At 39.9% G+C, this 24,399-nt stretch carries 19 protein-coding genes and 4 pseudogenes; 14 read left to right on the forward strand and 9 right to left on the reverse strand.

Annotated elements, in window-relative coordinates:
- Positions 1–423 precede the first annotated feature (423 nt).
- The 3 genes and pseudogenes from NRL14_RS21105 to NRL14_RS19955 all read right to left on the reverse strand — a co-directional run.
- A pseudogene (locus NRL14_RS21105) lies at positions 424–892 on the reverse strand (TonB-dependent receptor); the annotation flags it as partial.
- 46 nt (positions 893–938) lie between these two features.
- Positions 939–1,643 (reverse strand): metallophosphoesterase, encoded by a 705-nt coding sequence (locus tag NRL14_RS19950; RefSeq protein WP_306725434.1) that lies wholly within the window; start codon positions 1,641–1,643, stop codon positions 939–941.
- A gap of 225 nt (positions 1,644–1,868) precedes the next feature.
- Positions 1,869–2,114: a YfhL family 4Fe-4S dicluster ferredoxin gene (locus NRL14_RS19955; RefSeq protein WP_306725435.1), complete on the reverse strand. Its 246-nt coding sequence runs from the start codon at positions 2,112–2,114 to the stop codon at positions 1,869–1,871.
- A 298-nt stretch (positions 2,115–2,412) separates the two neighbouring features.
- Here NRL14_RS19955 and NRL14_RS19960 point away from each other — a divergent pair.
- Together NRL14_RS19960 and NRL14_RS19965 are read left to right on the forward strand one after the other, a co-directional pair.
- Positions 2,413–2,624: pseudogene (locus NRL14_RS19960) on the forward strand (transcriptional regulator).
- Positions 2,611–3,883 (forward strand): annotated as a pseudogene (locus tag NRL14_RS19965) (type II toxin-antitoxin system HipA family toxin). Before NRL14_RS19960 ends, NRL14_RS19965 begins: the two co-directional pseudogenes overlap by 14 nt.
- Before the next feature lie 53 nt (positions 3,884–3,936).
- Here NRL14_RS19965 and yegQ read toward each other — a convergent pair.
- Positions 3,937–5,322: a tRNA 5-hydroxyuridine modification protein YegQ gene (gene yegQ / locus NRL14_RS19970; protein WP_306725436.1), complete on the reverse strand. Its 1,386-nt coding sequence runs from the start codon at positions 5,320–5,322 to the stop codon at positions 3,937–3,939.
- 216 nt (positions 5,323–5,538) lie between these two features.
- On the opposite strand from yegQ, the gene ndk reads away from it, so the two are divergent.
- The 9 genes from ndk (at position 5,539) to der (ending at position 16,215) form a co-directional block, all read left to right on the forward strand.
- Positions 5,539–5,970 (forward strand): nucleoside-diphosphate kinase, encoded by a 432-nt coding sequence (gene ndk, locus NRL14_RS19975; protein WP_007377442.1) that lies wholly within the window; start codon positions 5,539–5,541, stop codon positions 5,968–5,970.
- 169 nt (positions 5,971–6,139) lie between these two features.
- Entirely contained in the window at positions 6,140–7,270 is a 1,131-nt protein-coding gene (locus NRL14_RS19980) for a bifunctional tRNA (adenosine(37)-C2)-methyltransferase TrmG/ribosomal RNA large subunit methyltransferase RlmN (protein WP_007377441.1), read from the forward strand.
- Positions 7,271–7,386: 116 nt separating this feature from the next.
- Positions 7,387–9,180: a type IV pilus biogenesis/stability protein PilW gene (gene pilW / locus NRL14_RS19985; protein WP_306725437.1), complete on the forward strand. Its 1,794-nt coding sequence runs from the start codon at positions 7,387–7,389 to the stop codon at positions 9,178–9,180.
- Entirely contained in the window at positions 9,177–10,025 is an 849-nt protein-coding gene (locus tag NRL14_RS19990) for a RodZ domain-containing protein (RefSeq protein ID WP_306725438.1), read from the forward strand. The genes pilW and NRL14_RS19990 overlap by 4 nt, the downstream gene beginning before the upstream one ends.
- Positions 10,026–10,030: 5 nt before the next feature.
- Positions 10,031–11,149, forward strand: coding sequence for a flavodoxin-dependent (E)-4-hydroxy-3-methylbut-2-enyl-diphosphate synthase (gene ispG, locus NRL14_RS19995; protein WP_008139556.1), 1,119 nt, complete (start codon positions 10,031–10,033; stop codon positions 11,147–11,149).
- Between the two features lie 396 nt (positions 11,150–11,545).
- Entirely contained in the window at positions 11,546–12,826 is a 1,281-nt protein-coding gene (gene hisS / locus NRL14_RS20000) for a histidine--tRNA ligase (protein ID WP_007377437.1), read from the forward strand.
- A 19-nt stretch (positions 12,827–12,845) separates the two neighbouring features.
- Positions 12,846–13,466 (forward strand): tetratricopeptide repeat protein, encoded by a 621-nt coding sequence (locus tag NRL14_RS20005; RefSeq protein WP_033037917.1) that lies wholly within the window; start codon positions 12,846–12,848, stop codon positions 13,464–13,466.
- Between the two features lie 10 nt (positions 13,467–13,476).
- On the forward strand, positions 13,477–14,655 hold the full coding sequence (gene bamB / locus NRL14_RS20010) for an outer membrane protein assembly factor BamB (RefSeq protein ID WP_008139563.1): 1,179 nt from the start codon (positions 13,477–13,479) through the stop codon (positions 14,653–14,655).
- A gap of 93 nt (positions 14,656–14,748) precedes the next feature.
- The gene (gene der / locus NRL14_RS20015; RefSeq protein WP_033017497.1) at positions 14,749–16,215 is read left to right on the forward strand and encodes a ribosome biogenesis GTPase Der; all 1,467 of its coding nucleotides are present in this window, start codon (positions 14,749–14,751) and stop codon (positions 16,213–16,215) included.
- A gap of 80 nt (positions 16,216–16,295) precedes the next feature.
- On the opposite strand, the gene NRL14_RS20020 is transcribed toward der, so the two are convergent.
- On the reverse strand, positions 16,296–16,799 hold the full coding sequence (locus NRL14_RS20020) for a zf-TFIIB domain-containing protein (protein ID WP_306725439.1): 504 nt from the start codon (positions 16,797–16,799) through the stop codon (positions 16,296–16,298).
- Between the two features lie 40 nt (positions 16,800–16,839).
- Positions 16,840–17,427: a DUF4202 domain-containing protein gene (locus tag NRL14_RS20025; RefSeq protein ID WP_306725440.1), complete on the reverse strand. Its 588-nt coding sequence runs from the start codon at positions 17,425–17,427 to the stop codon at positions 16,840–16,842.
- 226 nt (positions 17,428–17,653) lie between these two features.
- Between NRL14_RS20025 and NRL14_RS20030 the strand changes: the two genes are divergently transcribed.
- On the forward strand, positions 17,654–19,381 hold the full coding sequence (locus tag NRL14_RS20030; RefSeq protein WP_306725441.1) for a DUF885 family protein: 1,728 nt from the start codon (positions 17,654–17,656) through the stop codon (positions 19,379–19,381).
- Positions 19,382–19,500: 119 nt separating this feature from the next.
- On the forward strand, positions 19,501–20,808 hold the full coding sequence (locus NRL14_RS20035) for a DASH family cryptochrome (protein WP_306725442.1): 1,308 nt from the start codon (positions 19,501–19,503) through the stop codon (positions 20,806–20,808).
- A 29-nt stretch (positions 20,809–20,837) separates the two neighbouring features.
- Here NRL14_RS20035 and NRL14_RS20040 read toward each other — a convergent pair whose 3' ends face one another.
- The gene (locus tag NRL14_RS20040; protein ID WP_306725443.1) at positions 20,838–21,908 is read right to left on the reverse strand and encodes a YeiH family protein; all 1,071 of its coding nucleotides are present in this window, start codon (positions 21,906–21,908) and stop codon (positions 20,838–20,840) included.
- Between the two features lie 121 nt (positions 21,909–22,029).
- Between NRL14_RS20040 and NRL14_RS20045 the strand changes: the two genes are divergently transcribed.
- Positions 22,030–22,941 (forward strand): LysR family transcriptional regulator, encoded by a 912-nt coding sequence (locus tag NRL14_RS20045; RefSeq protein ID WP_306725444.1) that lies wholly within the window; start codon positions 22,030–22,032, stop codon positions 22,939–22,941.
- Between the two features lie 47 nt (positions 22,942–22,988).
- On the opposite strand, the gene NRL14_RS20050 is transcribed toward NRL14_RS20045, so the two are convergent.
- Together NRL14_RS20050 and NRL14_RS20055 are read right to left on the reverse strand one after the other, a co-directional pair.
- Positions 22,989–23,348, reverse strand: coding sequence for a GFA family protein (locus NRL14_RS20050; protein ID WP_050484119.1), 360 nt, complete (start codon positions 23,346–23,348; stop codon positions 22,989–22,991).
- Positions 23,349–23,742: 394 nt separating this feature from the next.
- Positions 23,743–24,201, reverse strand: a pseudogene (locus NRL14_RS20055) (thioredoxin family protein).
- Positions 24,202–24,399: the final 198 nt, after the last annotated feature.

Below are 24,399 nucleotides of genomic sequence, written 5' to 3' on the forward strand. Positions count from 1 at the left end.
ATATTGTTAAAGAACGTTTTGAGTCGCTTTAGCGCCTCAAGGGATGCGAATAATACACCCTTTATTTTTCGAGTCAACACTTTGTTTTAAAATTTCTTTCGACAATTTAAAACCGAAGTTTTATTTAACTCTTTGAGTAGTTCGTGCCTTGCTATGCTTCGGCGTTTCCCGTCTCAGTGGGGTCGCATTATAGGGAGATTCGAGCGGGGGTCAATGTTTTATTTCAGCTTTTTGTCAATTAAATGAATTTAGTATGAAATCCATACAAAAAAAGGGCTGCAGGGCTTATTTAGCCTATTAAACAGCCAACACATGAGCAGTAAAACTAGGTGTATATATAAATTTGAAATATTTACTGCTGTTTGGTTAAGCCAGTTACAGTTTATTGGTTGGCGTATAATAAAGTATTACGTATGCTGTTAATCAAAAACTATAATTAAAGCCTGCGTAATAGCATCGCCCTGAATAGCTTGAGTTAAGTAATCGTGCATCTGTATGCATCACCTAAACGCGTTACTGATTCAGACTTAGTTAAATTAATGACGGCATCATATAAACTTAACCCTTCGTTTATATGATGGACATATATTAAAGGCGTCACCTTTATAGTAAACAGAAATGTTGTACTGATACTTTGCACTACCTATTAATGCCGACTGACCAAACTCTTCACTATTTACGGTTACATCTGCTTTATTGGTTTTGTTATTAGGTGTAGTTTGTGTAAAAACCATTATTAAAGGCATCTGAATAAATACTTTTGCGCCTTTAGACACTGCATCAATACCCACAGTACTGAGCTATATAATAGTACCTGCATCTACTTTACTTTTACTTGCAAATTTTGCTCTACATTTATTACCAGTCGCACTACAGAGTTATCGATTTCTTTCCAAATAGAGCCTACTCAAGCGAAAAACAGCTGAAAGACTATACTTTTAGCTTGTAGTTATACATTTAATAACTTCATCGAGTTTTAAAAGAGTTGGTTTCCCACCGTAATAGTTGGTATCTATGTGATAACTATTGCCAACCCAAAAAGGCGCTTTAGTTGAGTTATGTCCATGTATTGAAAAGTCGACTCCATGACTTTTAACTACCTTATTTTTTTTAACTACTTCGCGATCCCACAATAAAGATTGCACAATTAGCGATTTATCATCAGGGTAATTTTCCCAATCCCACGATTGTGCAAATGTATGAGACAACCCAATTTTATAACCACGATACTCAAGTACTATTGAAAGCGGTTTAGTTAGTAACTCATCGCACATAACACTGAGCTGTTCACTTGATACCGACTTGTGCCAATTGCCACCATTGTCAGTCCATAATTTAAAAGCTGCTTCATCATTACTTAATAATGATTCCAACATTAAATGCTCATGATTACCTAATATCATACATGCCCTAATGGCTTGTAAGTATGTAAATAAATCATATGTTTTATCCCCGCGATCAACAAAATCGCCTAGGCAAAACAAAGTGTCTCTTTGTGGGTTAAAATTTACGTTATTAAGTGCGTTTTTTAAGGCCGGTAAATCACCATCAAGATCGCCAATTACAAATACTCGGCACTCATCATTAATAAATATTGCTTGTTTTGAAGATACAACCTGAATAGCGTTGATACCTATATCCAAAATAGACTCCTATAGAATGCAAAATGCAATCTAAAACTTAGATTAATACTTGAGTTTATAAAGCCTTAAAGTAACACAATATAATTGATAATTAATGAAGGTAATAAAATTTGATTGAAACTAAAAATGCATGATAGCGGGCTTTAGCTGCAAGCTAAATAAGTAACGTAGATAGTTTTTTAGTCGATAGTAAAAGACGGCTTAGCAAAATACCTGAACAAGTTATTAGTTAGTTAACAACACATATTTTTCAGCCAGTTCGTCTATATTTTCACGATGGGCTGGGTCGGGCTTTATGCAGTCAATTGGGCATACGCTGACACAGGTTGGTTTGTCGTAGTGGCCTACACATTCGGTGCATTTATTTGCATCTATTTGGTAAATTTTAGCGCCCATGTAAATGGCTTCGTTAGGGCACTCTGGATCGCACATATCGCAGTTAATACATTTGCTGTTAATTAGTAAAGCCACTCTCTAACCTCTAGTACTTCTAGCATAAATTTGCAACCGTAAATTATGCATTTTATTCTGCGTTTTCTTGTTGATCTCAATCAATAAAAATCATATTAGTTAATTCGCATTCAATCATTAACTTTATAACTAAAAATGGACACTATAATATCCATTACGCTCATAAAAAAGCAATTTTGGACACAGTAATGTCCAATCAAGTTCGCGAGGTTCTATCATTAATTATTTATTATTAAGCGAAGGTGATGTGTAGCTGGCTTTTACTGAGCACCTAAAAGAACGTCGCAAAAAAGCAAAAATGTCACGCGAGGCGTTAGCTAAAAAAACACAGTACCTGCTTCTACAATAAAAAAGTTTGAGGTTACAGGGCTTATTTCGTTTAGGCAGCTATTGCTTTTGTGGCAAACACTCGACGATTTAACTCGTTTATATGACTTAACAAAAGCGCCAACTCAAGGCAAGAATGCGCCAACGCCTATTGATCAGGTATTAAACAATGGCCTTTATTAAACCCATAGAAAAGCTAGAAGTACAACGTACACTGTCAGACTCAACAGAGTTAATGGTGGGTGTACTTGCTCAAAATAGGCAAGGTGTTTACTTTCAGTTCGACCAAAGTTATTTAGACACATATGGTAATCTTTCGCCATTCTCACTCGCCTTCAATAGAGATGTTCAGTTAGCACCCAAAAGCCCACATAATGGATTGCATGGGGTCTTTGATGAGTGGGGGTTACTACTACAGGACCGTGTATTCAGACAAAATAATATAATGCCTAACTTTGTGACCCAAATGGACCGCTATCTTTTGTTGGCCATTGTGCTATGGGCGCATTATCGTTTACACCTGAAACTCATTATGATGGCACAAATGACGCTGGTCTTGCTACATTGGGTCAACAAGCCCAAGCAATATTTGACGGGCAGACAGAAAAAGTACTTTCTGCGTTAGTGGCTGCTGGCAGCTCCGGCGGTGCACGCCCTAAAGCTCAAATTTATTTTCCTGACAATAATATACAAGAATGTAGGACAAAACCTAAAACAGGCGATGATGCTTGGTTAATCAAATCCACATCCAAAAACCTCGCTTTAGGACATGAGAAAGGGTTATGTGAAGCTGTGTATTTGGATTTAGCTGAACAAGCGGGATTAAACCCACCTCAACGATTACTGGTACCCGCCCCAGAAGGGACCGGTGCAAAGCAATGGCTTGCCTTAAAGCGATTCGATAGGTTTAAATTAACGGGTGATAAAATGGGCTGCAAACATATGCATAGTGCTTGTGGCTTGCTAGATGCTGATTTTCGTACACTTACATTAGATTATGAGGATTTAATTAAAGCGAGTCGTGTTTTATGCAAATCACCTGCTGCGGGGCAATTACAATTTCGTCGGGCTATGTTTAATTTATTTAGCTGTAACCAAGACGACCACAGTAAAAAATGGGCTTTTTTACAAGAAGATTCTGGTAAGTGGGATTTAGCGCCTTTTTATGATGTCACTTTTAGTCCTCACCCTTTTAACGAGCATGCTACTTCGTTTGCTGGATTTGGAAAAAACCCGCCACTAAAAGCGATTCAAAAGCTGGCCTCTGCAGCAGGTTATGCAAACTGGAAACAAGTACAAGTTATAATATCTGAAATAGCAGAGATTATTTTAAACTTTAAATACACCGCTAAAACACTCGACGTAAATAAAAAACGATTAGCTTAATAGAGCAACAGCTTAATAATACGTACGCCATGAATAAGCATTTAACGGGTAGTTAAAATAGATTATGAAGTAACACCAAAATACCGATTTTTGGTGTTACTTATACCCCTTAAACTACTTGTTTAAACGGATTGCGGGTATCTTGGTTTTCATCTAGGTTACGCATTAAAATAGCGTGCGCTAAGTTAACGCCCTCATCTAGCGGTATTTTTACAATGTGACCAGAGCCTTTAGCATCGCTAATACTTTCGCCTTTTTTGTTTTCCATGTATTCAAGCACAAAACTAATATTTCCCTTTGGCGTCATTAGCTCTAAAGAGTGGCCTGTGCAAAATTTATTTTTAACGTCTATGTTAACTAAGCCATTTTCGCAGCGCCCAAGTACTTCACCCACAAATTGCTGCTTAGTTGATACAGAGTGACCATACTCGTAATTGTGATATTCTTGATGGGCATGGCGTTTTAAAAAGCCTTCGGTATAGCCACGATGTGCTAAGTTTTCAAGCGTCTTAAATAATTTAGTATCGAATGGTTTACCTGAAGCTGCATCGTCTATTGCTTTGCGATAAACTTGTGCTGTGCGCGCCACATAATAAAATGACTTAGTACGCCCTTCTATTTTTAAACTATGTACACCCATTTTTGTTAACTGCTCTACATATTGTACAGCGCGTAAATCTTTGGAATTCATAATATACGTGCCGTGTTCATCCTCAAACGCAGGCATGTATTCGCCAGGGCGGCCTTGCTCCTCTAACATAAATACATCGTTGCTTGGCGCGCCTTCACCTAATGTAGGAATAACCTGCTTGGGATCAAACTTATGCACCATTTCACCGGTTTCATTTTCAACACCTGGCTTAACATCATAATCCCAGCGACATGCATTAGTACATGTACCTTGGTTTGGGTCGCGTTTATTAATGTAACCGGAGAGCAAACAACGCCCTGAGTACGCCATACACAGTGCGCCATGTACAAATACTTCAAGTTCGGTGTCTGGACAGAGTGTGCGTATCTCACTAATTTCCTCAAGCGACAGCTCCCTTGATAAAATAACCCGCTCAATGCCCTGCTTCGCCCAAAACTGCACACTTGCAAAGTTTACGGCGTTAGCCTGTACCGATAAGTGAATAGGCATGGCTGGCCATTTTTCACGAACAAGCATAATTAAACCAGGGTCTGACATAATCAGCGCATCGGGTTTCATTGCTATAACTGGCTCTATATCACGTAAATACGATTTTACTTTCGCGTTATGCGGCGCAATATTAGACACCACATAAAACTTTTTATTTTGCGCATGCGCTTCACTAATACCAATTTGCAGGGTGTCTAGGTCAAACTCATTATTACGCACACGCAAACTATAACGAGGCTGCCCCGCATAAACCGCATCTGCGCCATAAGCAAACGCGTAGCGCATATTTTTTAAGCTCCCTGCAGGGCATAACAGTTCAGGTACAAAAGAAGTTAAAGAAGAAACAGTTGGCATGTGCGCTCCATACATCGAACCAAGTATAAGTCGGTTGCATGATTAATTAATTTACGAGCGCGGCATTATAAATCCGCCAAGCATTGTGCTTTTGATCGAGATCACAAAACTGCAATCAAACTGGTTTTTAATAAAATTAGGATTTTTCACTTAAAACGCGTATAATTCGCGCCCGTTAATATTCACACTTTTACTTAAAATTATTGGAGCATAAAGATGGCTTTAGAGCGTACTTTCTCAATCGTAAAACCTGATGCAGTTGCTAAAAACCACATTGGCGCTATCTACAACCGTTTCGAATCTGCTGGCCTTAAAATCGTTGCAGCTAAAATGGTTCACCTTTCACAAGAGAAAGCTGAAGGTTTCTACGCAGAACATAGCGAACGTCCTTTCTTCGGTGCTTTAGTATCTTTCATGACATCTGGTCCAGTAATGGTTACCGTTCTTGAAGGCGAAAACGCTGTTCTTAAAAACCGTGAAATCATGGGTGCTACTAACCCTGCTGAAGCACTAGCTGGTACTTTACGTGCAGACTACGCTGATAGCATCGACGAAAATGCTGTTCACGGTTCTGACGCTGTTGAATCTGCTGCTCGCGAAATCGCGTACTTCTTCGCTGACGAAGAGCTTTGTTCACGTACTCGTTAATTCGAATTCGTTAACATATTGAAAAGGGCTTTCGGGCCCTTTTTTAGTCATTACGCAAAGTATCCATAAGTGCATTTTTTGATATTTTACTTAATGATTAAAGTGAGTGAATTGTGTACAATTCGTCCTCGTAAATTTTATCTCCACCGTCACCGATTGAGGTTGTTTCATGACCGAGCAAAAAAAGATTAACTTATTAGATTTAAACCGAGATGCAATGCGCGAGCTATTTGCATCGTTCGGTGAAAAACCGTTTCGTAGTGACCAGGTGATGAAATGGATTTATCATTTTGGCGTAGATAACTTCGACGAAATGACCAACGTAAATAAAAAGCTTAAAGAAAAGCTTAAAGCTGAGTGCGAAATTGTTGCACCAGAAATCACCGTTCGCCAACAAGCGAGCGATGGCACTATTAAGTACGCACTTATTCTTGAAGGCGGCCAAGAAGTAGAAGCTGTTTGGATCCCTGAAAAAGAACGCGCTACTTTATGTGTATCATCACAGGTGGGTTGTGCGCTTGAATGTACTTTTTGCTCTACTGCGCAACAAGGCTTTAACCGTAACTTAAAAGTATCTGAAATCATTGGCCAAGTTTGGCGTGTAGCTAAAGATATAGGCCTTGATGGTCATAGCGAAAAGCGCCCTGTAACTAACGTTGTGATGATGGGTATGGGTGAGCCTTTACTTAATCTTAAAAACGTAGTGCCAGCAATGGAACTAATGATGGACGATTGGGGCTTTGGTTTATCTAAGCGCCGCGTAACATTAAGTACGTCAGGCGTTGTACCTGCACTTGATTTACTAAAAGAGAAAATTGACGTAGCACTGGCTATTTCATTGCATGCACCAGATAACGCACTGCGTGACATTTTAGTGCCCGTTAATAAAAAGTACCCTATTGAAGAATTTTTAGCCGCGTGTCGTCGTTATATCGACGGTTCAAAAGCTAATAAAGACGTAACCGTTGAATACGTTATGCTTAACGGAATAAACGACAGCACCGATCAGGCGCATGCCTTAGTGCAAACGTTAAAAGGCACACCATCTAAAGTAAACCTTATTCCGTTTAACCCGTTCCCAGGTAATGAGTACACTCGCTCAAGTAACAGCCGTATTGATCGCTTTTCAAAGGTATTACAAGCAGCTGGCGTTACCTGTATTGTTCGTCGTACTCGAGGGGACGATATTGATGCAGCTTGTGGACAACTAGTGGGTGATGTAGTGGATCGTACTAAGCGCTTAGCTAAAAAGAAAATGCGTGATGATAATGCGATTAGTGTAAACATTCATCAAGCATAACTTTTAGTAAAATACTTAAAGCCTTTATATTAATTCGTTTATTTTTAAATATATGATGCAACATAAAGGCTTTTAGGTAAGATAGAAGATATGGATTAAAATACAGAGATAAGGTAATGCGATCTTTACTTGCTTTAACTATATCGGCACTCGCTCTAAGCGGGTGTGTAACCGAAAATAGTTATAACGGCAGTGACAAACCCGTCGTCGAAAATAAAATTAATAATATAGGCGCAGCGCGAACGCGCATTGCTCTAGCATTACAATACCTAAATACAGGCAATAATTCTCAGGCTAAATATAATCTAGAGCGTGCAGCCGAATTTGCACCAAATTTACCAGAGGTTCATTACTCTCTAGCTTATTACTATCAACAAGTTGGTGAAAATACACTGGCCGATAAAGCCTACCAAAAAGCACTCGCCATAAAACCAGACGATCCAAATACCTTAAATAACTACGGTGTATTTTTATGTGGCATAAATGAATACGACCGAGCCACTGATCAATTTTTAAAAGCAATAGAAATCCCTAGCTACATTCGTGTTGCAGAAAGCTACGAAAATTTAGCTTTATGTGCCATTGAGTTTAACGATTTTGATAATGCTGAAAGTTATTTTAAACAAGCCATGAACCACAGCTCGCAAAGAACGTCTACTTTAATCAGTTTAGCTGCACTGTTTTATGCTAAAAGTGATTTACACAAAGCAAGTGAGCTTTTAAAGCGTTATGACGATACAGGCAAAGTTTCATCTCGGGCTTTAATGCTTAACTATTTAATAAAAAATCGAATGGGTAAAATAGAAGATGCAGAAAAAATTGCGACCACTATTTCACAGACCTACCCAACGAGTAATGAAGCATACGTAATTCGAGAGCAAAAAGTACGGTTAAGCGAATTTGAAATTTTAAGAGAAAAATACCGAAAAGCTAAACTTGATGAATTACAAGAAACAAGTAATGGTGGACAAATTAGTGTTAAACCAAAAATAAAAATCACCCGGAAAAAACACATTGCTAGAGATAATTCAACAAGCTTAGTTACCAACGATAACAAACGCATAAGTTTAGCACCCCAAACTCAAATGGATAATGCAAGTTCAGTTATTGCAAGTACTGTTAATCCAATTAATAAAGGAAATACTTATACAAGCGCGCCCCCATCATCTATTTCAGAAAAAGAAACGACACCAACAGTAACTAGTTCAAGTACTAAAACCGATACATCGGCTATCATGCTTGCTTTAACAACTGGTCATAATTCAACTAATACGATGCAAAAAACGGTCGCCGCTACACAAGTACCTAAATCACAAAAACAAGCCGAAAAAACATTAACTAAACCAAATGACAACATTAAAATAATTTCTTTTGGCGCCCCTAAAGATGCAAACTTTAATTCGCAGCAAACTCCCCCTGTAATAAAGGCTCCTATAGAACAGAATGATTCTGATGTTGTTTTTTACACTGCAACGAAAGATACTAACGTGTTTGCTGAAAGTAGCCGCCAAAATAATAATGACATACAGTTTAAGAGTTATGAGGCAAGTGAACACATTGAACCACCAATGCTTAACCCTAAAGTACCAACTTTAAGCATCCCATTTCATGTAATTCAATTCGGTGAAAACCTATTTAGCATTTCGGTGCGATACAATGTTAAACTACAAAAACTTCTACAATGGAATGGTTTAAAAGAGTCGGATCGGGTAATGAATGGAAGTAAAATTTACCTAAACGATCCTAATGTTTATTACGAAATTAAAGCTGGCGACACCCTTTACGAAATAGCTACCCAGCGGCGTGTATTAATTGATCAATTAATGCGATGGAATAAATTAAGTCCTGACATAGCACTTACGCCAGGGCATAGACTTTTACTAGTGGATCCAGACTCATACACATTATGAATGAAGACAATACGCAAACACAGAGCGAACAACCAACGGTTGGTCAAATACTAAAAGCACATCGTGAGCAAGCGAGTGTGAGCATTGCAGCAATTGCTAAGCCGTTAAAACTATCTGAACTACAAATAAAGCGTCTTGAAAACGATGAATTTCAATTACTCGGTCCTATTACGTTTGTAAAAGGTTATATTAAAAACTATTGCCGAGAATTAAAAGTTGATTGCACGCCTATTCTAGCTATGATGCCAGCCCCACCTGAGCCGGCCAAACCCGCGAACATGCAAAGCTTTTCACGCCGAACGGAAAAAGAAGCCAATGACAGCCGATTAATGTTCGTGAGTTATATTATTTTAGCGATCGTCATTGGTTCGTCTGCACTTTGGTTTTGGCAAAATGCCACGCCAATTGAAGAACAAACAAGTAATATTAATGTTGAGAACTCAATTATGAGTGAGCGACAAGCAGCACAATCTCCTTTTTTTGAACAAGAACAACAAGCAGATACTAATAAAACGGTACAACCGCAAAGCGAAACATTAAATGATTCAGTAGAACAACCCGTAGAAACAGTAACTACTGATCTGGATAAAACACCAGGTATAAGTACAATCGTGATGAACTTTAACGATGAAAGCTGGGTTGAAGTTTATGACGGTGAGGGTGAAAAAGTAGCTTTTGGTGTTAAAAAAGCAGGCTACCAGATGACGGTTAGCGGTACTCCTCCTTTTTCTGTTGTACTAGGTAAGCATGACGTTGTAAGTATTACCTTGGATGGTGAGCCTATCGACATTTCGGCTTTTCCTAAAAATCGTTTAGCTAAATTTAAATTACCACTAGCAGAGTAGTCGCTATGTTTTCAGAATCTCCAATTAAACGCAGAAAATCAACTCGTATCAATGTAGGTAATGTACCTATTGGTGATGGTGCACCGATTGCAGTGCAATCAATGACCAATACCGATACCATGGACGTAGATGCAACCGTGGCACAAATTCAGGCAATACAAGATGCCGGTGCCGACATTGTGCGTGTATCAGTGCCAACAATGGATGCAGCAGATGCATTTAAAAGTATTAAAGAACAAGTCACTATCCCTTTAGTAGCCGATATTCACTTTGATTACCGTATAGCCTTAAAAGTGGCAAAATACGGCGTAGATTGCCTACGAATAAACCCAGGTAATATAGGCAGCGAAGAACGTATTAGAGCCGTGGTCGATTCAGCTCGCGAGCATAACATTCCTATTCGTATTGGTGTAAATGGCGGCTCACTTGAGCGCGACTTACAAGAAAAATACGGCGAGCCTACACCTGAAGCCTTATTAGAATCAGCAATGCGCCATGTAGATATATTACGCCGCCTTGATTTTGACCAATTTAAAATATCAGTAAAAGCATCAGATGTATTTTTAGCCGTTGGTGCGTATCGCTTACTTGCTAAAGAAATAGACCAACCACTGCATTTAGGTATTACCGAAGCAGGAGGCATGCGCTCAGGTTCGGTAAAATCAGCCGTTGGTTTAGGTATGTTACTTGCTGAAGGCATTGGCGACACACTACGAGTATCACTTGCAGCCGACCCAGTACAAGAAATCAAAGTAGGCTTTGATATTTTAAAATCGCTGCGTATACGCTCACGCGGTATTAACTTTATTGCCTGCCCTAGCTGCTCACGCCAAGAGTTTGATGTAGTTAGCACCATGAACCAGCTTGAAGAACGCCTTGAAGATATTATTGAGCCTGTATCGGTTTCGGTAATTGGTTGTGTTGTAAATGGCCCAGGTGAAGCACTCGTTAGTGATATAGGTCTTGCGGGTGCAAACCGCCGTTCTGGCTTATATATTAATGGCGAGCGTCAAAAAGCACGTATCGATAACAATAATATTGTTGAACAACTCGAAGGTTATGTACGTGACTTTATAGCCCAAAAGCAAAACCAAACACCTATCGACATAAAAATAGTCGAATAAATACCGTATTTAGTGGCAAACAACGCTGTTTGCCGTTGACCTTTATAGCAAGTGGATACCCAAACCACCTCAAAATACAGAACTCAGCGTTTCACAGGGATTTAATATCAAGGCGTTACTTTGCAAGAATGGCAATCCCTTTTAAAAAGTAACAACGATGAGAGTAAGTGCCTGTGAACCGCCCAATGGGTTGGTTTTAAAGCGATTTATACTGCGTTATTGATTTTAACAATAGAACCTCTATTATTTGCAATCAATGCCTTGCCTAAATCGCTTTTAATTCCAACTGAAAGTCGCATCTTGGGGTAGTTTGGGTATATAATAGCGGGTCAATTTTTAGCATTCTTGTTGTGTAAGCATTTTTTATTACACATAAACAGCATTTAGGATTTATCAGTGGCAAAACAAATTCAGGCAGTTCGCGGTATGAACGATTGTCTGCCAGGCGACACACAAGTTTGGCAGAAAGTAGAAAGCATTTTACGCGAGACAGTAGCATCGTTCGGTTATCAAGAAATTCGTTTTCCTATTGTAGAATCAACCGACCTATTTAAACGCTCTATTGGTGAAGTAACCGATATAGTAGAAAAAGAAATGTACACCTTTGCAGATCGCAATGGCGACTTATTAACACTGCGCCCTGAAGGCACCGCTGTATGTGTGCGCGCCGGTAACGAAAATGGATTATTATATAACCAAGAGCAGCGTCTTTGGTATATGGGACCAATGTTTCGCCATGAACGCCCGCAAAAAGGTCGTTACCGCCAGTTTCACCAATTTGGTTTAGAAACATTTGGTATTGCCACAGCCGATATAGATGCCGAAGTTATTTTATTAACAGCGCAACTATGGGAAGCATTTGGTATTACTGAGCACGTACGCTTAGAGCTTAACTCATTAGGATCTAACGAAGCGCGCGCCGATTACCGTGATGCATTAGTAGCTTACCTTGAACAACACATAGATGTGCTTGATGAAGATTCAAAACGTCGTATGTATTCAAACCCATTACGCGTACTTGATAGCAAAAACCCAGATGTACAAGCTATATTAACCGACGCACCTAAATTATCTGAGCACCTAGATGTTGAATCAAAAGAACATTTTGAAAATTTATGTGAACGTTTAGACGCTGCAGGCGTCTCATACACGGTTAATGAAAAATTAGTACGTGGTTTAGACTACTACAACCGTACCGTATTTGAATGGGTAACCGACAGTTTAGGCGCACAAGGCACTGTTTGTGCAGGCGGTCGTTACGATGGTTTAGTTGAGCAACTAGGTGGTAAAGCAACCCCAGCGGTTGGTTTTGCAATGGGCCTAGAACGTTTAGTATTATTGCTACAGGCTATTGAGTGTGTGGGTGACATTCGTCGCAATGCTGATGTATATTTAGCAGCGATGGGCGACAAAGCAAGTATTCAAGCACCTATTATTGCCTCTGAACTACGTCGTGACGTAGCCGGTTTACGTGTTATGGTACATGCTGGCGGCGGTAACTTTAAAAAACAATTAAAACGTGCTGATAAAAGCGATGCACTTGTTGCTGTTATTATCGGTGAAGATGAATTAGAAAAAGGCGTTGTGACTATAAAGTACTTACGTGAACGTAAAGAGCAAGTCACATTAGAACTAGAACAAGCTAAAACGCTATTAGCTGAGCTTATTAACGGCTAAGCTGACATTAGAGGTAAACATGGATATACATTCAACAGAAGAAGAACAAGCAGAAGCCATTAAACGTTTTTTCCGTGAAAACGGCGTTTCACTTGCACTAGGTATAGTTGTTGGCTTGGGTGGTTTGTATGGCTGGAAAGCGTATAACCAAAACCAAATCACAACAGCTGAGAAAGCATCAAACTCTTTCACTAAGCTTGTTGAAGGTGATGATGTATTATCTTCAGCAGATACGTTTATCAGCGAAAATAAAGACACAAACTATGCAACATTAGCCGCATTTGTTGCTGCTAAAGATGCTGTAGATGCGCAAAAGTTAGATGTAGCAAGCGAAAAACTGAGTTGGATCGTATCTAATGTGCAAAATACAGAACTAAAAGCAATTGCTATTACACGCTTAGCCCGCATTCAAATTGCACAAACTAAATATGACGATGCATTAAATACATTAAATGCACCATTACCAGAAGCATTTAACGCAAACGTTGCCGAGCTTAAAGGCGACATTTACGCTCAGCAAGGTAATAAAGATCAGGCTCGTACTGCTTATCAAGCAGCTGTAGATGCAGGTGGATTAACCAGTAACCCACTATTACAAGTTAAGTTAGATGACCTAGCAGTAACTAGCCCAGCGGCTTAAGGTTTTAGGCATGAGAAAATTAACGACTGCAACCCTTGCCCTATGTATGGCAACACTGATGGGTTGTTCATCAAGTGATGATGAAGACGAACTAGTACTTCCTGAAATTGTAAACCAGTTTGAAACTGACGTTGTTTGGCAAGAATCAGTTGGTGACGGTGTAGAGCATTATTTCTCTCGACTAACGCCTGCTATTTATAAAGATACTGTATACGTTGCTAGCCGTGAAGGCCAAGTTGAAGCACTTTCGCTTACGAATGGCGACACAAAATGGGAAACTGACGTGCGTCAGGATTTATCATTTTGGCCATGGAGTGACAACGGTACAGCAAAATTATCAGGCGGTATTTTACAAGCTTATGGTAAGATTTATATTGGCTCTGAACATGGCTTTATTATTGCCCTAGATCGCGAAACCGGTGAAGAAGTTTGGCGTAAAAATGTACCTGGTGAATCGCTATCAAAACCAACTGCTGGCGATGGCTTAGTTTTTGTTAATTTAGCGTCTGGTAAATTATTAGCGTTACACCCAGATACAGGTGAGCAGCGTTGGAGCTTTGAACAAGAAGTACCGCCGCTAACATTGCGCGGACAAAGCTCGCCAACCGTTGCTAACGGTGGTGTATTAGTTGGCCTTGAAACAGGCAAGTTAAACGTTTTGATTTCAGAAAGTGGTTACTCAGCATGGAGCGCAGAAATAGCGGTAGCTAAAGGTGCATCAGAGTTTGAACGCCTAGTTGACGTAGATACTCAACCACTTATTAGCGGCCCATACGCATATGCTATTGCTTATAATGGTAACTTAGCCGCTATTGATATTCGCTCAGGTAATATTGTCTGGAAACGTGAATACAGTAGCTACCGCGATATTGCAATGGACGCACAAAGTATTTATGTAGTAGATAGCGATGGTGTTATTTACGCATTGGATAAAGATTCAGGTATTGAACGTTGGAGCCAACCCGCTCTACGTGGTTGGTACTTAACAGGCCCTACAGTTGCGGGTAGCCATTTAGCTATAGGCGACCAAGAAGGTAACCTGCATTGGTTAAATAAAGAAACTGGCGAGCTAGTATCTCGTGAAGACTTTGACAGTTCAGGATTTTTTATTGAGCCTGTTGTTGCCGACGATAAACTGATTTTATACACCCGTGATGGTGAAGTTAGTGCGGTTAAAATACCGAACTAACTTACTACTATTAGTATAACCTGCTAATAGTTAATTATTTTTTGTAAGGCTTCGCACTGCGAAGCCTTTTGTTGTTTTTTAAAGAGGTAGTTTATGCTTCCCGTGATCGCTCTAGTTGGGCGACCCAATGTGGGCAAGTCCACATTATTTAACCGTTTAACACGTACTCGTGATGCGCTCGTAGCCGATTTCCCTGGTTTAACACGAGATAGAAAATATGGCCAAGCTAGTTATGATGGCTATGAATTTATCGTGGTAGATACGGGTGGTATTGATGGCTCAGAAGAAGGCATCGAAATCGAAATGGCAGATCAATCTCTGCTAGCCATTGAAGAAGCCGACATTGTTCTGTTTTTAGTAGATGCTCGTGTAGGTATGACCGTAGCTGACCAAGCAATTGCTAATCACTTACGCAAGCAAGATAAAAAGTGTTTTGTAGTTGCCAACAAAACCGATGGTATTGATGCAGATTCAAACTGTGCTGAATTTTACCAATTATCATTAGGTGAGATTCATCATATTGCGGCATCTCATGGTCGTGGTATTACGTTATTACTTGAGCAAACACTTCAGCCGCTTATTGCTGAATTAGCTGCACAAGACGAAGACGTAACAGGCGATGACGAAGAGCTTATTAATCTTTACGAAGAAGATGAAGACAGCGACACCGATCACCAGGCATTTGCAGACAAACCTGTAAAGCTTGCCATTATTGGTCGCCCTAATGTTGGTAAGTCTACACTTACTAACCGCATACTCGGTGAAGAACGCGTAATTGTATACGATATGCCAGGTACAACACGTGACTCTATCTACATTCCGATGACGCGAAATGAAAAAGAATATGTGTTAATTGACACAGCCGGTGTTCGCAAACGTAAAAAAGTAAGCGACGTAGTTGAGAAGTTCTCTGTAATTAAAACGCTTCAAGCAATCGAAGATTGTAACGTTGTGTTATTGATTGTTGATGCTCGCGATGGTATTTCAGATCAAGATTTAAGCTTATTAGGCTTTGCCCTTAACTCAGGTCGCTCATTGGTTATTGCTGTGAACAAATGGGATGGCTTAGACGATTACGTTAAAGATCGTATTAAATCAGAGCTCGATCGCCGTTTAGGCTTTATTGACTTTGCACGCCTACACTTTATATCTGCACTACACGGTACAGGTGTTGGTCATTTATTCGAGTCTGTTGACGAAGCGTATGAATCAGCGACTAAACGTATAAGTACTGCAATGTTGCGTCGTATTATGGACATGGCTCAAGCCGATCACCAGCCGCCACTTGTTCGTGGTCGTCGTGTTAAGCTCAAATATGCGCATGCCGGTGGTTATAACCCACCACGTATTGTTATTCACGGTAACCAAGTTAAAGATTTACCAGATAGTTATAAACGCTACCTGATGAACTACTACCGTAAAGCGCTTAAAATTATGGGCACCCCAATCAAAATTGAATTTAGAGAAGGTGAAAACCCATTTGCTGGTCGTGTTAATAAAGTAACACTGTCGCAAAAGCGTAAAATACGTGCATTTGCTAAAGAAAATCGTAATAAATAAATTCGTTAAAAATTAGTTTATTGTAATAAAAACGGCGTACTTTTTAGTACGCCGTTTTTGTTTTAATATGTTATTAACAGTCACAAACTAAGTAAAGCTAAGCGAACCAAGTTCTCAACGGTGGTTTCATGCGCACTTTTATTTTTATTAGTTGGCGTAAACCTAGAAGTAGGTGATTTAATAGTTATAAACCCATGATTGGTTGCCATTTCATGAGCTAACAGCTTATGCTCTTTGGGTGTTAAGTGGTTTTCGTGTATTTTTGCCAGCTCGCCACTATCAAGCCATATTCCCGCACAGCCTGGGCATTCATCTATTTCGACGGCCTTTACTGGCGAAAAATACCTGCGCATCATTACAATTTTTTTGCATTTTGGGCAATTAATTCGTAGTGATACATCGTATTCACTCTCGCTATGTTCACTCAAATGCTTTAGCAACACCTGACCATGCTTTAGCTCTGGCGAGCTAAATTTAAAAATTTGGCTGTTATCAAAAAATACGCCGCCTTGCGCTGAAGTGTAAACAGTAATACCGCCAATTAATAACGGCTCAAGAGAGGCATTTGTTCGTGGGCAATGCATTTAAAACTCCTTTTTATTTTAATACTTAACTTATACTACTTTACTCAAGCGCTTTGTGAATAAGCCCAACAAGTGGTGCGGGTAATGTAATATTACCTGCAAGTACAAACTCATGCGCTTCATCTGACATTTTTTGCCAAGTACGACGAATTATACCAATCCACTTTTCCTCATTGTAATCTGGTTTTGCATTGGCAAATCCAAGCATATAATGTTCAATAAACACCAAACTAGCCACATTTTCAACAAGCTGGCTGTCTGGGTTACGTTTAATATTCTTTTTAGCGACTGCATCGTACACTCGGTTTTGCTCAGCTTCACCGTAACCAGCTTGCTTCATGAGCGCAACAACACTGCTAGCATGAAAAATATAAAGTGCGCTACGCCATTGATGATAACCCTGCTTGTTCATTTCAAAGTCGCTACGTGGCGACTTCCAGCGTTGTATATGCTGCCCGCGCACTGCAATTTGCATGAGTTCATCGGCATCTGGTTTAAAACGAGTTAACATTTCGCTCATGCGCAAGGCGTATAAACTTTCTTTAGGAAAGCGTTGTCCATTGTGCTGTTCACTATTTGGGTCTTGGTTATTAGCTTCATCAATTAAGGTAATTACTTTATTAAACATGACGGTCATTTTTTATAATAAGTTTTAATCATTCTAAACGCTGATAAAACAATAAACTAGTACGCCAATCAGTTACGCAGTGAAATTTGTTCAATCAACAGTAAAACCTAGAGGTACTGGTTATAAAAGTAAGCGCATTGATTAAGTTAACTTGGTACTATATTGAGCACAAATTAAAATAAAAAAGCGCGATAAATAATAACTAACTCGCCAATAACGGATGACTATGTTTAAAAAAAGTATTCTAGCTATATGCTTAGCGGTTGTATCGCTACCAAGCTTAGCCGACAGTAACACTGATTTAAAAACCATTATTGATAACCATTGGCAAAATGCCAAAACCGAAAAAATATTTTTTCGTACCGACCCAGACGGCTGGAAACCCAGCGGTACATTGCCAAATTGGAGCGAGCAAGCCATTGCAAAGCGCCAAGCTTATAACAACAGCGTACTAAAAAGCTTAGCCAGCATTGACCCAAAAACGCTCAACAACGAGCAGCTAATGAACTACCGCTTATTTAAATATGAGCGAGAAACAGAGCAGCAAAGCTACCTTTATCAAGATAAGTATTTTCCGGTTAATTTTTTAAGTGGCTGGCATACTTATTTTGCCGAAGCACCGGCTAACATGGCATTTTTAACACCCGACGATTACAACGCATTTTTAATCAGCCTTGCCGACTACCCTCGATTTAATCAGCAAAATATTGATTTAATGAAAGAAGGTATAAAAACAGGCTTTACTCATTACTGCAAAACCTTTGAAAATTACAGCCAAAGCATTAGCGCGCATATTGTTAAGCAACCTGAAAACAGTGCCCTTTACGAGCCCTTTACACGTATACCAAACACGTTTACAGCAGAGCAAAAAGCCACATACCAAAATAAAGCAAAGGCCTTAATCAGCTCAAAAGTAGTCCCTGCTTATCAGTATTTTTACGACTTTTTTGAAAACGATTACATGCCAAACTGTAGAGCCCAGCCGGGTATTGCAAGCGTTAAAGGCGGGCTTGAGTATTACAAATATGCAGTTAATTACTACACCACAACCAATGCCACACCAAAGCAAATTCATGAGCTTGGCTTAAAAGAAGTCGCGCGTATAAAAACGCAAATGCAAAACATTATTGATGAAGTAGGTTTTGATGGCACATACAGCGATTTTTTAGAATTTTTAGCAACCGATGAGCAATTTTACGCAACAGACGCGCAAGACCTGCTTGAAAAAACAGCCTTTATTACGCAAAAAATGTATGGCAAGTTACCAACCTACTTTAATAATTTACCGCGTAACACCTTTACTATTAAAGGCTCAGCGAGTCGTGGTGCGTTTTATATGCCACCTGCTGATAACCGCTCCCCTGGCACTTACTTTTTGGCCTCAACACCTAAGCTACAGCCTTTGTATAATTTAGAAGCACTAAGCCTTCACGAGGCAATACCAGGGCACCATTTACAAAACGCCATTGCAATGGAGTTAAATGTACCCGAATTTAGACGCACACTTAGCCACTCAGCATTTGGCGAAGGCTGGGCACTATACACCGAACGTTTAGGTAAAGAAGCCGGCTTTTATCAAAGCCCTTACAGCGACTTTGGTCGTTTAGGTTACGAAATGTGGCGTGCAGTGAGGCTTGTTGTTGATACCGGTATTCATGCGTTTGGTTGGAGCCGCCAAAAGGCTATTGACTACTTGGCAGATCACACTGCTTTGCCACAAAGTGCGGTGGAGGATCAAATAGATCGTTATATTTCATGGCCAGGCCAAGCGCTTTCGTACAAAATGGGCGAAATAAAAATACGCGAACTACGCGCAAAAGCTGAAAAAGAACTAGGCGCTAAATTTGATATACGCAGCTTTCACGACACCGTTATAGGTCAAGGTTCACTCCCTATGGCTGTACTTGAAGACGTAATAAACGATTGGATAGCAAAACAAAAATCAGCTATTTAACATTAAAGGAGGCGGTATTATTTGCCGCCTCTTTTTAAAACCCTCTTAAACACCTCAAAACTAATCCCTACCCGCTTTTGCTTCGTAAAGCTTTAGAGTTTAAAAACCTGAGCAAACCTATGAGCAAACGTATTTTATATTGGCTACAAAACGATTTACGAATAAACGACAACCCTATTTTAAGCGAACTTGCTACTGAGCAATGTGCGCTCGATATTGTATTTGTAATAAACTCGCACTGGTTTAAAAATAATAACTATCAACAAAAGCCATATGGCGTGCACAAACAGCAGTTTTTAATGCAAAGCTTGTACGAACTACAACAAGCGCTCATTGAACGCGGGCAAACACTGCACGTACTTGAGGGTGAACCCGTATCGCTTTTGAAAGCGCGTATTAATGAGCAAAATATAGATGAAGTGGTATACAGCGAGCAATTTGGTGTGTACGAGCAACGCCAAATAAACTTACTCAAAGCACATTGCCCCAGTACAAAATTTACAGGAACGCAGCAAGACACGCTCTATAAGCAAAGTGACCTACCCTTTGATTTAAACGAATTACCTAAACACTTCACCCCGTTTCGTAAAAAGGTAGAGGCCGCCACTAGCCCCATTTCACTTTCAACATTACCAAACGGTTTGCTCCCTCAGCCAATAAACTTGTGCGCTAAAAAACCTTTAGAGCGTATAGCAAATAATGGTGTAATGCATGGCGGGCTTAAAAGTGCGCAAACACACTTAGAGAAATACTTTTCAGGCTTGCTGCCAAGTACTTATAAAATCACTCGAAACGAGCTTGATGGCTTTAATAACACCACAAAATTTAGTACCTGGCTTGCTTTTGGGTGTGTAAGTGCGCGGCAAGTTTATAAAGCCGTTGAGGCGTACGAACATAACCAAATAACAAACGAGTCTACCTACTGGATTAAATTTGAACTGCTGTGGCGAGAGTATTTTAAATGGCATGCACTTAAGGCAGGTAAAAGCCTGTTTAATTTTAAAGGCCAAAAGCAAACAAAACCTCTTACTACATTTATACCAAACCGATTTGCTACATGGTGTAATGGCTCAACACCTTACCCATTAGTTAATGCCATCATTAATGAGCTTAATGCTACGGGTTATATATCAAATAGAGCAAGGCAAATTGCAGCAAGCTGCTTAGTGAACGAGCTTGGCCTCGATTGGCGCTATGGGGCAGCTTATTTTGAACGGCAACTGATTGATTACGATGTAGCCGCTAATTGGGGAAATTGGCAATATATAGCAGGTGTAGGCGTAGATCCGCGTGGTGGTAGGCACTTTAATATTGAAAAACAAACGTTACAGTTTGACCCGCACACTGTTTACACTAATAAATGGCAAGGCAATGAAAATACCAGCACGCAGCTGGATACCTTAAACGAAGTTGATTGGCCAATTTAAGCCGCCAATCAACTTTTACCAAGTAACGTTTAAAACAGCTCAGCAATGCCTATATTAATAGCGTAACCACCCAAGGTTAAAAACAAAAATAAACAGCCTGCTAATAACAGCGGTTTTATCCCAGCTTGGCGAATTGCCCCAACATGTGTGCGTAAACCTAAAGCCACCATCGCAATGGTGAGTAATATATTATCAAACCATACAATGGCGTTTGTAGCACCTTGAGGAATAACTGATAGCGAATGCACACCACTTGCCACAATAAATAACACCGCAAACCAAGGGATCGTAATACCCGCTTTTTGCTCGCCGCCATGCACGTTATTCTTTGTTTTTGCATGCTTTTTACTTTGCCAAAACGATAAAGCGACTAAAAATGGCGCAAGCATCATCACCCTTAGCATTTTTTCTATAACGGCGGTATCTGCAGCATTGGCGCTTACAGCAGTGCCCGCTGCAACCACTTGCGCTACTTCATGAATAGTTGAGCCTACAAAAATACCGTAAGTGTGTTCACTCAGCCCCATGTAATCAAACATAATTGGGTAGGCGAACATGCTTAACGTGCCAAACACCACCACCGTTGCCACCGCTACCGATACTTTATGCGCCTGCGCTTTTATAACCGGCTCAGTTGCCATAACCGCTGCGGCACCACAAATAGAGCTACCCGCGCCAATTAATATGGTTGTTTGTTCATCAAGCTTAAATACGCGCTTACCTAGCTGCACTGCCAAAATAAATGTGCCTAACAGCATTACAACATCGGTTAATAAGCCTTCCCAGCCTACGCCCGCTACTTGCGCAAAGGTAATTCTAAACCCAAACAACACAACCCCCGCTTTAAGCAATATACTTTTAGCGTAATCAACACCAACATCGGTTTGCGTAGCAATGCGCGAAAACACACTGTTACCCACAATAATGCCAAGCACAATACCAATCGTTAATGAGCTAAACTGGGCACTTTGCATTACGGGTAACTTACTTAATGCAACAGATGCTCCCGCCAAAACAGCCACCAGCAGCATACCTAACCACCAGCGCGTATCACCGTATTGCTTAGTATTAATACCCAAATTTTTAATAGCGCTAAGCATAATATTCCCTCAATTGAACAACGTTAAACTGTTGACTTCATTTTAAGAAAGCGCAAAATATAACTCCAATACATTAAAATCATGATTCGATAACTTAAAGTTATGTAATTTGAGAGACACTATGAACTTGCATGCACTTCGGGTGTTTTATACGGTAGCAAAGCTTGGTAGTTTTTCAGGCGCAGCTGAAGCGCTTTTTATAAGCCAGCCGGCTGTATCTAAAGCGCTAAAAGAGCTTGAGCACCAATTAAATATTCAACTTATAGAGCGTGCATCTAAAGGCAAAAAACTTACCTTAAGCGAGGGCGGCCAAGCCTTGTATGATCATGCACGTAGCATTTTTGCCATTGAAAAAGCCGCCATTGAAGATATTAAATCACGCACAGGGCTTAAGCGTGGCACGCTCGTTATAGGCACTAGTACAACCATTGCCAGCTATTGGCTACCGCCCTATTTAGCTAAATTTTGCGCGCAGTACCCCCATATTAAAGTAGAAGTACAAGTGGCTAATACCGCGCAAATTGAGCACGCATTGCTAGAGTGCACTATAGATTTAGCACTGGTTGAAGGCACACCTACCGAGCCGCATATAATAAGTAAGCACTGGCAAAACGATTTAATGAGTGTTGTTATACCGAGTAACTTTAAGCCCACGAAAGACTTAAAAGCATGGTTAAACAATCAATTTTGGCTACTGCGCGAGCCGGGCTCGGGGACTTTAGAGGTCTCGGTTAAATTACTACAGCAACATGGCATTACAGCAAAAAATAATATGCAGCTCGGAAGTAATGAAGCGATAGCAAGGGCGGTAGCACAAGGAATGGGCGTTGCTTTATTGCCCAATGTAGTCACAGAAGATTTAGTGCAGTTAGGCAAATTAACACGCCTGAGCCAAAAAAATAACGAGCAACTCTCTCGGCCACTTTATCAACTGCATTATAAAGACAGACCCTCTTCACATGCCGCACAAGCATTCGAAAAAGCCTGTTTAGTGAATAATGTTTATATCAATAAGTGTATACGCGATTTGTAAGTCGCGTATATGCGATAATTGGTAAGCTTAGCCTCTTGTTGAGTGCTTTATTGCTCGATATATTTAAATGTATTCGCACCATCAAAATATCTGATATTTACTGCTTTAATAATATCTGAGTTTACCATTCTGGCATTTATTGCAACTCTATTTGTACCATTATCTCGTTTTTGAGTGTAATGAGTGGTGCAACCACAAAACGAGCACGAGTGATACGAACGTAGTTTATTACCCCATAGATATACAGCATTATTTGATTCTTGTTTTATTACTACTTGATTCGCTGTGTAATATACCCACAAAGCTGCAATACGATAACATATGGAACAATTACAACTGGTTACTGATTTCGGTAATTTTTTTGTGGTTATTGCTATATTTCCACAATGGCAAGTTGCTTCGATCATGTAGCCTCCTTGGACAGTTAACACTTTAGTATTTACACAACACGCAGTTTATGTTGCATAATCGCTTATTGAACTAACAAAACTAGACCGCCACTAAGCAGGTTTAACTGGAGATCATCCTAATATTGTTCAGCCTCTATCTAGGGTCTTATATGGACTCCCCGTAAATGTCAAAAAGAAAAAGTTAAAATAAATTTAGATGCTAGCTTATATGCGGGCTCAAATTATTTAAACAGGACAGCCACTCTAATTGAACAGACAAAAAATCTCCTAGATTCTAATTGGAAGTGCACCACCCACACATTAATGTATTAATAAACTATTTATTGCAGCCCACCAGCTAACTTATAAGTCTATTAGCTAAATTGGCAGCGTCGATATCACCAAGGTCTATTTACAAGCCCTGCGTTAAATCTTGCGCTAACGTGCCCGTTGGTTTTTCAACTACACGTACTAACTCTTTGCCATTTTGTTTAACAATAAACGTAGGTGTGTATTATAAGTCGTTAGCTTCGGCTATTCCGGCATCATCGCGTTTGTTGTAACCCACGGCCACGTAGTCAATACTGGCAAGGGTAACTTTAGATTCATCTAGCAACTTAATAAGCTTTGGTACTTCGCGCTCACTGTCGTGGCACCACGTTCCAAATAATACAATTAGCTCTTTACCTGCTAATTTTTGCATTAGCGCTATATCTTGCGCCGTTGGCGTAAACACTTTGTATTGTTCGTTAAATTTATCGTAGTCGCTTAGCAGTGCTTGCGTACTTATCTCGCCCGAAAATGGCGCTGTAGCAGCGCAGCTTACAAGCGGCATGCTTAAAGCGGACAGTAAAATTAATTGTTTAAACATAAGGTTACTCTTAATTTAGGTATTAATTTAGGTATTAATTTAGGTATTAATTTAGGTATTAAACGACTATACCCAATATTGAGTGTGGAGTGAACAACTCAAAACCGTTACTTTTTATCCACGCGGATTCAAATCTGAAGTGCATAACGTTTAGGCGGCTTTAGCCGCCAAGTGATCCTGCATCAATTTTGCAGGCGT

Origin of the sequence: Pseudoalteromonas sp. 20-92, from assembly GCF_030847595.1 — a bacterium.
GTDB lineage: Bacteria > Pseudomonadota > Gammaproteobacteria > Enterobacterales > Alteromonadaceae > Pseudoalteromonas > Pseudoalteromonas fuliginea.